Source organism: Bacillus sp. JJ1474, from assembly GCF_036965225.1.
Lineage (GTDB): Bacteria > Bacillota > Bacilli > Bacillales > Cytobacillaceae > Cytobacillus.
In genome coordinates this window covers 1-1,847 of sequence record NZ_JBALPC010000319.1, presented here as the reverse complement: position 1 = coordinate 1,847, position 1,847 = coordinate 1, and the positions used below count along the sequence as shown (strand labels likewise).

Annotated in this window: 1 protein-coding gene; it reads left to right on the top strand. The window is 35.5% G+C overall.

The features are described 5' to 3' along the window. Positions 1–451: 451 nt before the first annotated feature. Positions 452–1,847, top strand: a 1,396-nt coding sequence (locus V7164_RS25295; RefSeq protein WP_335355603.1) for an NCS1 family transporter, incomplete at its 3' end; no start/stop codon positions are given.

Genomic DNA, 1,847 nt, shown 5'->3' with positions numbered 1-1,847 from the left:
TATATACTCTATTCCATACGTGCAACATGTACAAACTTTCACATAGTTATTCCGGTGTTTTTCGCGTTAAAATTGAAAATGGCATTTCCTTTGTGCAAAGTGAATAATGCATTGTCTAAAAAGAATGTTATCGTAAAAAAGTTTATGCAGTATATATAGCTTGTTTATGTATTTTTTGTTTAATAGTCATAAAGACCTTCTTGAAAAAGCCATGTATAATATGAATTGTTAACAAAGAAAACGTTTTCGAAAGCAAAAATAAGTTGACCTAAGTGGAACGAAAAATTATTAACAATGAGATTGCATATAGAAAAATGGGTGAAATTTTTTATTCACGGATGCAATCTTTTTAATAGGAAAAAATAATTTTATGGTAATTAGGTTAACCTTTAGCTAAAAAGCCATAGCAAATGCTGTTATATATGGTGTACGAAAACAAGGGGGATAAAATATGTCTACAACGATTGAAGGTTACGATACAAACGAGACCCAGATTGAACATGTTGCGGGTGTCGATGAATCGCTTTATCCGAAAAATGATAAGGATAGGACAGTAAGTGCGAAAGACTATATTTTTATGTGGATTGGAGACGGTGTTAATTTAGGTAATATGACACTTGGGGCTAGTGTAATTGTAGCTGGTGTCGCGACATTAAACATTTTTCAAACCATTTTAGCAGCTATCATCGCAATTGGGATCATTTCAACCATTTTTGCATTAAATGATCGTCTCGGCTACAAAAAAGGAATACCATATGTTGTACAGCTTAGAATGTCCTTTGGAATAAAAGGAACAGTGATATCATCACTACTGCGCGGGATACCCGCCATCGTATGGTACGGTATTCAAAGCTGGATCGGGGGAACTGCCTTAAATGAAATCGCGAAGATTGTTACAGGCGGTACTTTCGATAATGTCGTTGTTTGTTTTATAGCGCTGCAACTAATTCAAATTGTGCTTTCATTATTCGGTTTCCACGCGATTAAATGGGTAGAAACGGTTGCCTCTGTAGTATTTATGGCAGCACTAATTTATGTTTTCGGAATTCTTTTATCATCGCATAGCACTGAGATTGCCCAAAACTGGGTACAAGCTAAAGGCTCATGGGGCTTGCCGTTCTTTGGACTTATTATGGTCTTTTTAGGGAATTATGCAGGTATCTTTGTAAGTGCTGCAGATTATTCAAGAGAGCTTAAAACGGGTATGAGTGATAAAAAACGCGGATCATTATATTTTATCCCAATTACCTTATCATATGGTTTTGTTATCATTATCGGGGCAATGCTCGCAGCTGCGACTGGTGTAACGAATCCTGCACAAGCACTCCCAATTATAATTGATAATCCTTATATTTCAGTTTTTGTATCCGTGTTTATTGTAATCGCGGTTATCGCAACAAATATGGTTGCCAATATTATTCCGCCAGCTTATGTCATTACATTGCTGACAAAATTAAAGTATAAAGCTTCTGCAATTGTAACAGGATTGCTTGCATTAGGTGCATTTCCATGGTTGCTTATACAGGAGTCATCGGCTAAAGGTCTTAATATGTTTATTCTAATATATTCCGCATTTTTAGGACCAGTTATTTCTATATTATTAGTGGACTACTATATATTAAGAAAACAAAAGATAAATCTTAAAGAATTATACAATGAGGAAGGTGCTTTTTCTGGATTTAATCCAGCGGGGCTCATTGCAATGTTTATCGGTGCAGGCGCTGCCTTCCTATTAGTAGACCTTGCATGGATAATCGGAGTAGTAGTAGCAGGTATCTCTTACTATCTACTAACGAAATATGCATTTAAAGCTTCAAGCTTCAAAAAAGGAACGATTTTTGAAAAAT